Annotated in this window: 8 protein-coding genes and 1 pseudogene; 3 read left to right on the top strand and 6 right to left on the bottom strand. The window is 69.4% G+C overall.

Annotated features, from left to right (window positions below; translation table 11 throughout):
- The 4 genes from ruvA to pdxT all read right to left on the bottom strand — a co-directional run.
- Nucleotides 1–617: Holliday junction branch migration protein RuvA (gene ruvA / locus ACFQ36_RS18535; protein ID WP_377016300.1), on the bottom strand; the 617-nt coding region annotated here is incomplete at its 3' end.
- Nucleotides 618–717: 100 nt separating this feature from the next.
- Nucleotides 718–1,308, bottom strand: coding sequence for a crossover junction endodeoxyribonuclease RuvC (ruvC, locus tag ACFQ36_RS18530; protein WP_377016298.1), 591 nt, complete (start codon nt 1,306–1,308; stop codon nt 718–720).
- A gap of 3 nt (nt 1,309–1,311) precedes the next feature.
- Nucleotides 1,312–2,070: a YebC/PmpR family DNA-binding transcriptional regulator gene (locus ACFQ36_RS18525; RefSeq protein WP_377016296.1), complete on the bottom strand. Its 759-nt coding sequence runs from the start codon at nt 2,068–2,070 to the stop codon at nt 1,312–1,314.
- Between the two features lie 3 nt (nt 2,071–2,073).
- Nucleotides 2,074–2,745 (bottom strand): pyridoxal 5'-phosphate synthase glutaminase subunit PdxT, encoded by a 672-nt coding sequence (gene pdxT / locus ACFQ36_RS18520; protein ID WP_377016294.1) that lies wholly within the window; start codon nt 2,743–2,745, stop codon nt 2,074–2,076.
- A gap of 181 nt (nt 2,746–2,926) precedes the next feature.
- Here pdxT and ACFQ36_RS18515 point away from each other — a divergent pair, with 181 nt between their 5' ends.
- Together ACFQ36_RS18515 and ACFQ36_RS18510 are read left to right on the top strand one after the other, a co-directional pair.
- Nucleotides 2,927–4,234, top strand: coding sequence for a MurT ligase domain-containing protein (locus tag ACFQ36_RS18515; protein ID WP_377016292.1), 1,308 nt, complete (start codon nt 2,927–2,929; stop codon nt 4,232–4,234).
- Entirely contained in the window at nt 4,235–4,993 is a 759-nt protein-coding gene (locus tag ACFQ36_RS18510) for a type 1 glutamine amidotransferase (protein ID WP_377016290.1), read from the top strand.
- A 116-nt stretch (nt 4,994–5,109) separates the two neighbouring features.
- On the opposite strand, the gene ACFQ36_RS18505 is transcribed toward ACFQ36_RS18510, so the two are convergent.
- Entirely contained in the window at nt 5,110–6,360 is a 1,251-nt protein-coding gene (locus tag ACFQ36_RS18505; protein WP_377016288.1) for a CapA family protein, read from the bottom strand.
- Between the two features lie 156 nt (nt 6,361–6,516).
- Between ACFQ36_RS18505 and ACFQ36_RS18500 the strand changes: the two genes are divergently transcribed.
- The gene (locus ACFQ36_RS18500; protein ID WP_377016286.1) at nt 6,517–7,503 is read left to right on the top strand and encodes an acyl-CoA thioesterase; all 987 of its coding nucleotides are present in this window, start codon (nt 6,517–6,519) and stop codon (nt 7,501–7,503) included.
- A gap of 179 nt (nt 7,504–7,682) precedes the next feature.
- On the opposite strand, the pseudogene ACFQ36_RS18495 reads toward ACFQ36_RS18500, so the two are convergent.
- Nucleotides 7,683–7,813, bottom strand: a pseudogene (locus ACFQ36_RS18495) (pyridoxal 5'-phosphate synthase lyase subunit PdxS); the annotation flags it as partial.

Raw genomic sequence — 7,813 nt, 5'->3', positions numbered from 1 at the left:
ACCGGCCGGCGGGCCGCGCGGGCACCGTCCCGGCCCATCCGGCGCAGGTTCCGGCGCAGCACTTCGCCGATGTCCGCGGCGGCTGCGGGCTCCGGATGTTCCTGGGCCGTGACCTCGACGGCGGCGCCGGCGTCCTTCTCGGACCAGCCCAGGCCGGTCATCGCCTCGATGACCTGATCCTTCCAGCCCGCGGCGGCCGGGGCGGCGTCCTCGCCCAGCGGCACCAGCTTGCCGGCAAGTTCCAGCACGATGCGTCCGGCCAGCTTGGGCCCGATGCCCGGGACCTTGCTGAAGGCCTTGCTGTCCCCGGCGGCGACGGCCACCCGGATGGCCTCCGGGCTGTGCACCGCCAGCGCCGCCAGCCCCAGCCGGGGGCCCACACCGCTGACCGACGTCAGGGTCTCGAAGACCTCGCGCTGGGCGGCATCCTCGAAGCCGTAGAGCGTCATGGAGTCCTCGCGCACCACCATCGTGGTGGCCAGTTCGGCCTCCCGCCCCACGTGCAGCCTGCCAAGCGTCTGCGGGGTCGCCTGCACCAGCATCCCGAAGCCGTTGACGTCCACGACGGCGGAATTCAGGCCGACGTGGGAAACGACGCCGCGCAACGAACTGATCATGAACCGAACCCACCGATGGAATAGAAAGAATTGCCGAACATACTTACGAATAGCGTACGGCGCGGCGCCCGCACAAACCCAGCCGCCACACCGCAAGCTTCTAGCGCCTGCCGCGCTTGGTCCGGGCTTCGGCCTCGGCCCAGGCCCGCTGCGCCGGCGTCAGGCCGGACACCGTCCCGCCCGGAGCCCTGGCGGATCCGGAGACAACCAGCCCGTTGCCGCGCCAGGCATGCGTGATGGCCAGCGCCAGCGCATCGGCGGCATCCGCCGGCCGCGGCGGTGCGGACAGGCGCAGGATCCGGGTGACCATCTTGGTCACCGCCACCTTGTCCGCCTGGCCGTTGCCGGTCACCGCGGCCTTGACTTCGGTCGGGGTGTGCAGCGCCACGGTGATCCCGCGGCGTGCGGCGGCGGCGATCACGATCCCGGAAGCCTGCGCGGTGCCCATCACGGTGCTGACATTGAGCTGGCTGAAGACGCGTTCGACGGCGAGGACGTCCGGGGTGTGCCGGTCCAGCCATTCGTCCACGGCCAGCGAAATGGCAAGGAGCCGCTGATCCAGCGGCTCCTCGCTATGCGTTCCTACCACCCCGACGCCGACCAGGCTGGCCCGGCGGTTCGCTTCAACGTCGACTACGCCGAAGCCGCAGCGCGTCAGCCCCGGGTCGATGCCCAATACACGCAGGGCCACGCGCTAGTCTTCTGCCTCCAGCGCGGCGAGGACCTCGTCGGAGAAGTCCACGTTGGCGTAGACGTTCTGCACGTCGTCGAGGTCCTCCAGCGCGTCCACCAGGCGGGTGAACTTGCGGGCAGCGTCAAGGTCCACCTCGACGTTCATGGACGGGACGAATTCCACCTCGTCCGTCTCGTATTCGATCCCGGCCTGTTCCAGCCCGCTGACGACGGCGCGCAGGTCGGACGGCTCGGAGGTGACCACGAAGTTATCCCCGTTCTCCCGGACCTCCTCGGCTCCGGCCTCAAGCACGGCCATGAGCACATCGTCCTCGCCGAGGTCCTTCTTCGGCAGCGAGACCACGCCCTTGCGGCTGAACATGTAGGCCACGGACCCCGGATCGGCAATGCTGCCGCCGTTGCGGGTGACCGCCACGCGCACTTCGGAGGCGGCGCGGTTCTTGTTGTCGGTCAGGCACTCGATCAGCAGCGCCGAGCCCTGCGGACCGCGGGCTTCGTAGATGATCTCCTGGTAGTCCACGGACTCGCCGGTCAGGCCGGCGCCGCGCTTGATGGCGCGGTCGATATTGTCATTGGGCACCGAGGTCTTCTTGGCCTTCTGCACGGCCAGTTCCAGCGCCGGGTTGCCGGACAGGTCGGCACCGCCGGCGCGCGCGGCGACCTCGATGTTCTTAATCAGCTTGGCAAAGGATTTCGCACGGCGGGCATCGATCACGGCCTTCTTGTGTTTGGTCGTTGCCCATTTGGAGTGGCCGGACATGCTCTATGCTTCCCCTCTGATCATGCGGATGAAAAGTTCGTGGATGCGGCGCTCCCCTGTTACCTCGGGATGGAAGGACGTTGCCAGCAAATGCCGCGAACGGACTGCAACAATTCTAGCGGCCCCATGCAGGGTCTGCGTGTGGGAGGCCTCGGACGGCTCCACCTGGGCCAGCACCTGCACCGAGGAGCCGACGCGCTCGACCCACGGGGCCCGGATGAACACGGCGTGGACGGCAGGCGCCTCGGCCCCGGCTTCGGGGGCGCTGAACTCCAGGCCGCGGAACCGCAGGTCCGTCTCGAAGGATTCGCGCTGGCGGCCGAAGGCATTGCGCCGGACGGTGATATCCAGCCCGCCCAGGGTCTGCTGCGGGTTGCCGGCCAGGTCCTTGGCCGGGTCGGCGATCTCGTCCGCGAGCATGATCATCCCGGCGCAGGAACCGTAGACGGGCATGCCCTCGGCGATGCGTTCCTTCAGCGGCACGTCCAGTTCGAAAATCCGGGTCAGCTTGTCGATGGTGGTGGACTCGCCGCCCGGGATCACCAGCCCGTCGACGCCGGCCAGCTCGGACGGGCGGCGCACGGCGACTGCCTGCGCGCCGCTGGCCTCGAGTACTGCGGCATGCTCGCGCACATCGCCCTGCAGGGCGAGGACACCTACTTTCACCAAGATCATTCCTTACAGTTCGTGGGCGGCCCTTCAAGACGCCGCGGAAAACCCCCAGGAAAAACGATAATCCCTGTGCCCGGCGTACCGTTAACACGATGGCTGACACGATGACCGGTACGGTAAGCCCGGAGGACACCCGAACCGCCCCGGCAGGTTCGGTGGGAAGGCTTTGTGTAAAGTGTTGGACATGCGCCACCTGCTAGCTAACCTTGCCGGAAAGACCGTCCGGGAGGTGGCGAAGCTCCGCGGTGGCGGATCCGCCCTGCCCGGCCTGGTCGCCGAGAAAATCGACCCGGGCTTCCTGCCGCGGGCGCTGGGGAACCTGCCCCGCGGCGTCGTCGTCATCAGCGGCACCAACGGCAAGACCACCACCACCAAGATGGTGGTGGAGCTGCTCCAGGGCCAGGGCCTGAAGGTCTTCACCAACCGCACCGGCAGCAATTTCACCCGCGGAGTGGTAGCCGCCGCCCTGGCCGAATCCAACCTGGCCGGCCGGCTGGATGCGGATATCGCCGTGTTGGAGCTGGACGAGGCCCATGCGGTGCACTTCGTCAGGCTCGTGGCTCCGCGCTACTGCCTGCTGCTGAACGTGATGCGGGACCAGCTGGACCGCTTCGGCGAGATCGAAACCACCGCCGGATTCCTGCGGCAGATCGCCGAGGCGACCACCGGCGCCGTCGTGCTCAACCGCGAGGATCCGCGGATCGCGGCCCTGGCCTCCGCCGTGCCGGCGGGCACGCAGGTGAGGTATTTCGGCCTGTCCGGGCAGTTGCGCCCGATGTTCCCGAGCGACGACGATATGCGCTCCAGCGCCGCGGTTGTCGGCGGGCCGGTGCCGGACGATGCCGGCGCAGCGGCGGTGGAGCGGGAGGCCGACGTCGTGCTGACCGCCTGCGAAGGCTCCGCGGCGGGCTTCAGCATCGGCGGGCGGCGGACCGACGCCGAGCTCAAGCTCACGGGCATCTACAACGTCTACAACGCCGCCGCGGCCCTGGCCCTGGCCCGGACCGTGCTGGGCCCGGATGCCGACGAGGACGCCCTGCTCCGGGCCCTGGCGGACGTCACTCCCGCCTTCGGCCGCGGCGAGTCGCTGACCGTCAACGGCCAGCCGCTGGACCTGGTGCTGGTAAAGAATCCCGCAGGCTTCCGGCTGGCCCTGCGCTCCTTCCCGCCGGCCGGCTACCGGACCATGATCGCCATCAACGACAACTACGCGGACGGCCGGGACATGTCCTGGCTCTGGGACGTGGATTTCGATTCCCTGCGGGAAACCGGGGTGGAGGAGGTCAGCGGCGTGCGGGCCAACGACATGGCCCTGCGGCTGTTCTACGATGATGTGCCGGTCGGCCGGGTGGACACCGATTTGTCCGCCTCGCTGGAACGCTTCATCGAATCCGCGCCCGGAACACCCAAACGCATCTACTGCACCTACACCGCCATGCTGGCGCTGCGGCGGGAACTGGGCAAACTGACCAACGTCGAGGTGATCGCCTAAATGGAAGCAACCGGCACGGCAGCGGCAACGCCGGGAGCAGACGCCCCGGTCATCGACCTGCTCCAGCTCTATCCCCGGGACATGAACATCTACGGGGACTGGGGCAATGTCCAGGTCCTGCGCAAGCGCCTGCAGCTGCGCGGCTTCCAGGTGCACCTGCATGAATACAATCCCGGGGACGAATTCCCCGGCCAGGTGGACCTGATCGTCGGCGGCGGCGGCCAGGACTCGGGCCAGAACAAGATCCAGGCTGACCTGCTGGCCCGGGGCGGCCGGCTCAGGGAGCTGGCCGAGGACGGCGTGCCGATGCTGATGATCTGCGGGCTGTACCAGCTCTTCGGCAACTTCTTCAGGACCCACACCGGGGACGTCATCAAGGGCATCGGCCTGCTGAACGTGGACACCGTGGCCGGGCCGACCCGGCTGATCGGCAATACGGTGATCGAAAGCAGCGAGTTCGGCACGGTCATCGGCTACGAGAACCACAGCGGGCAGACCTTCCTCAAGGAGGGCGTCCAGCCGCTGGGCACCGTGACCAAGGGCGAGGGCAACAACGGCCAGGACGCCACCGAGGGCGCCCGCTACCGGAACGTGGTGGCCAGCTACCTGCACGGGTCGCTGCTGCCGAAGAACCCGGCCGTGGCGGACTTTTTGATCCGCAACGCCGTCTTGCGCCGCTACGGCAGCTTCGACGACACTCCCCTGCAGGTCCCGTACGAGGCGCAGGCGCGGCTCGACGCCGCCGCCCGCCCGCGGTAGGCAATCCGGCCCCCGCGGCCTGCGCCGCGCACCTGGTCCCTGCACCTGCGCCCGAGAGCGGCACCCGCGCCGTACCTTTCAAGCGCGCCTGCCGCTGTCGGGCACCCCGGCCGGTTTCAGGGTTCCTTGCTGACCAGCCATTCAACGGCGCCGTCCTCGGCCGCGCCCAGGGATTCCACTGTGGCCTTGGTCCGTGCCCGGCTGTCCGCATCCGCCGCCGCGGAGACGCACGCCCGGTGCGCCGGATCTTCCATGGCCGGGGCATCCAGGGCCAGCGGGCACCAGCGGTGTTCCGCCCCGCCCCAAGTGGCCGGCACCCAGGCGAGCCGGGCCACGGACCACGCGCCGCCGTCGGCCTGGCTGAACTGCGTCCGAACCATCAGCCCTTCGGTATTGAGCACATTCGGCGTCGCGTGGGCGGCGAGCGTGTTGCCCAGGCCGTAGACGATCCACGTGTTGCGGTACTTCTCGATCGGCAGCACCGAATGGCTGTGATGGCCGTAGACCAGGTCGAACTCCCCGCTGTCCGCCAGGGCGCGGGCCACCTGCTTCTGCTCGGCGTTGGGCGTGCTGGCATATTCATCCCCGGCGTGCACCGCCGCGACCACCAGGTCGGCACCCGCCGCGCGGGCCCGGCGCGCCTTGGCAGCCATCACTGCGGGGTCCAGGGTGTCCACCTGCCAGGGCTGCTCGGGTACCAGCCCGTTGAGCGCGTACGTACCGGTGACGACGGCGATCCGTGCCGCTCCCGCCTGCAGCACCAGCACGCCCGCGGCTTCTTTGGCGGAGCGGTAGGAGCCGGTGTGGGCCAGGCCGGCCTCATCCAAGGCGTCGAGCGTCCGCTCCAGGCCGGCGGTTCCCGCATCGAGGCTGTGGTTGCTGGCGGTGGTACAGGCGTCGTAGCCGGTATCCTCAACGGCGGCCAGGATCTGCGGCGGGACGTTGAAGGACGGGTAGGCCGAGAACGGCCCTCCGGGCCGGCCGACGGGTGTTTCCAGGTGGCAGACGGCCAGGTCGCTGGCCGCCACGTACTCCCGCTGCGCGGCCAGCATGGGGCCGAAATCCAGCGGGGTGTTGCCGGTGGCGGCCGCATCGGCGGCGGCCTGGTCCCAGAGCGCCTCGTGCAGCAGCAGATCTCCGGTCAGCAGCAGGCTGCTGCAGCGGACGCCCGGGCAGCCGGGCGGGGCCTCCCCGGTCACGGCACCGCCCGCCGACGACGGCGCGCCGGTTTCGGTTTGCTCCGCGGCAGCGGTACGGGCTGCGACCCGGCCCGGCGCCGTCGTGTCCGGCACCGGGTCCGGAACAGGCGGCGCGCAGCCGGCCAGCAGCAGGCAGGCGAGCACCGCCGTCGTAATCCGTGGTGACATGCGGCCAGCCTAGCGTTCGGCGGCTCCCCCTCCCTCGCAAGCTCGGGACGGGCCCCGGCCGCCTCACTTTTCGCCGCTCCCCCACACGCTCATGTGCGGTGTGCGCTGCTAGCCTGTCAACAGGGGTGCCCCGACCCCCGTGCCGAGGAGGAATCCATGCCTGATACACCCGCCGGAACCAGGCATGCGGCCACGCTGCGCTTTCTCGCCGCCCCGATGGACGTCGGCTACAGCGGGACGGTGGACGCGGGAACCGTGCTCGAATGGGTGGACAAGGCCGCCTATGCCTGCGCCGTCGGCTGGAGCAAGTCCTACTGCGTTACCGCCTACGTGGGCAACATCCACTTCGCGGATCCGGTCCTGGTCGGCGACATGGTCGAGGTCGAGGCTGTCATCGTTTACACCGGCCGCAGCAGCATGCACATCCTGACCACCGTCAGCTCGGGCGACCCGAAGGGCAGCAGCGCCACCATGCGCAGCCAGTGCCTGGTCATCTTCGTGGCCGTCGGCGCGGACGGCAAATCCATTCCCGTCCCGCACTGGCAGCCGGTGACCGGGTGGGAAAAGGAACAGGAGCAGCTGGCGGTGGCCCGGCTGGCCATCCGGGCGGACATCGAAAAGGCCATGGCCGATCAGGTGTACAGTGACGCCGGCACCGCGCAGCGCACGGTGCTGCGCTTCCTGGCGGCCCCCACCGACGTGAACTGGGGCGGCAAGGTCCACGGCGGCATCGTGATGAAGTGGATGGACGAGGCGGCCTATGTCTGCTCGTCGCGCTGGTGCGCCCGGCACACCGTCGCGGTATTCTCCGGCGGCATCCGGTTCTACCGGCCGCTGCTGATCGGCGACGTCGTCGAGGTGGAGGCCAGGCTCATCTATACGGGCAACAAGGGGATGCATGTGTCCGTGCACGTGCGATCCGGAGACCCCCGCACCGGCGAAATGCACCTGACCACCCACGCCCTCACGGTGATGGTGGCCCGGGACGAGACGGGAACCTCGGTGCCGATCCCCCGCTGGGAGCCGGTCTCGGACGAGGACAGGCGGCTGTACCGGCATGCGCGGGAAATCATCGACATCCGCAGCCGCATCCCCGGCAACCTGCTGCCCACGCATCTGCGGCAGGCCGGCTCGACGGCCTAGGGCGCCGCGACCCGCCAGGCGGCAGGCCGGGTTGGAACGGGCTGGCGGCCAGGCAGCGGCACTAAAGACACCAGGCCCGGAACCGCGCCTGCGCAGTCCCGGGCCTCAGCGTCAAGAAAGGCTGCAGAAGCCCGGCAACAAAGCGTCCTGGCGCCTTGTTGCCGGGGAGCAGCCGAATGCTACCAGCCGCGCTCGGCGAGGCGGTGCGGGGCCGGGATCTCGTCCACGTTGATGCCGACCATGGCCTCGCCCAGGCCGCGGGAGACCTTGGCGATCACGTCCGGGTCGTCGAAGAAGGTGGTCGCCTTCA

The organism is Arthrobacter sp. GCM10027362 (genome assembly GCF_042679445.1).
In the GTDB taxonomy this organism is placed as follows: Bacteria; Actinomycetota; Actinomycetes; order Actinomycetales; family Micrococcaceae; genus Crystallibacter.
The sequence above is the reverse complement of the archived record's forward strand: the minus strand, read 5'-3'. Positions and strand labels throughout refer to the sequence as shown.

What these genes read in the sequence shown, in the direction of transcription:
- ACFQ36_RS18510 (WP_377016290.1), top strand. Translation starts at nt 4,235, where the DNA reads ATGGAAGCAACCGGCACGGCAGCGGCAACGCCGGGAGCAGACGCCCCG.
- ACFQ36_RS18525 (WP_377016296.1), bottom strand. Translation starts at nt 2,070, where the DNA reads ATGTCCGGCCACTCCAAATGGGCAACGACCAAACACAAGAAGGCCGTG.
- ACFQ36_RS18505 (WP_377016288.1), bottom strand. Translation starts at nt 6,360, where the DNA reads ATGTCACCACGGATTACGACGGCGGTGCTCGCCTGCCTGCTGCTGGCC.
- ACFQ36_RS18515 (WP_377016292.1), top strand. Translation starts at nt 2,927, where the DNA reads ATGCGCCACCTGCTAGCTAACCTTGCCGGAAAGACCGTCCGGGAGGTG.
- pdxT (WP_377016294.1), bottom strand. Translation starts at nt 2,745, where the DNA reads ATGATCTTGGTGAAAGTAGGTGTCCTCGCCCTGCAGGGCGATGTGCGC.
- ACFQ36_RS18500 (WP_377016286.1), top strand. Translation starts at nt 6,517, where the DNA reads ATGCCTGATACACCCGCCGGAACCAGGCATGCGGCCACGCTGCGCTTT.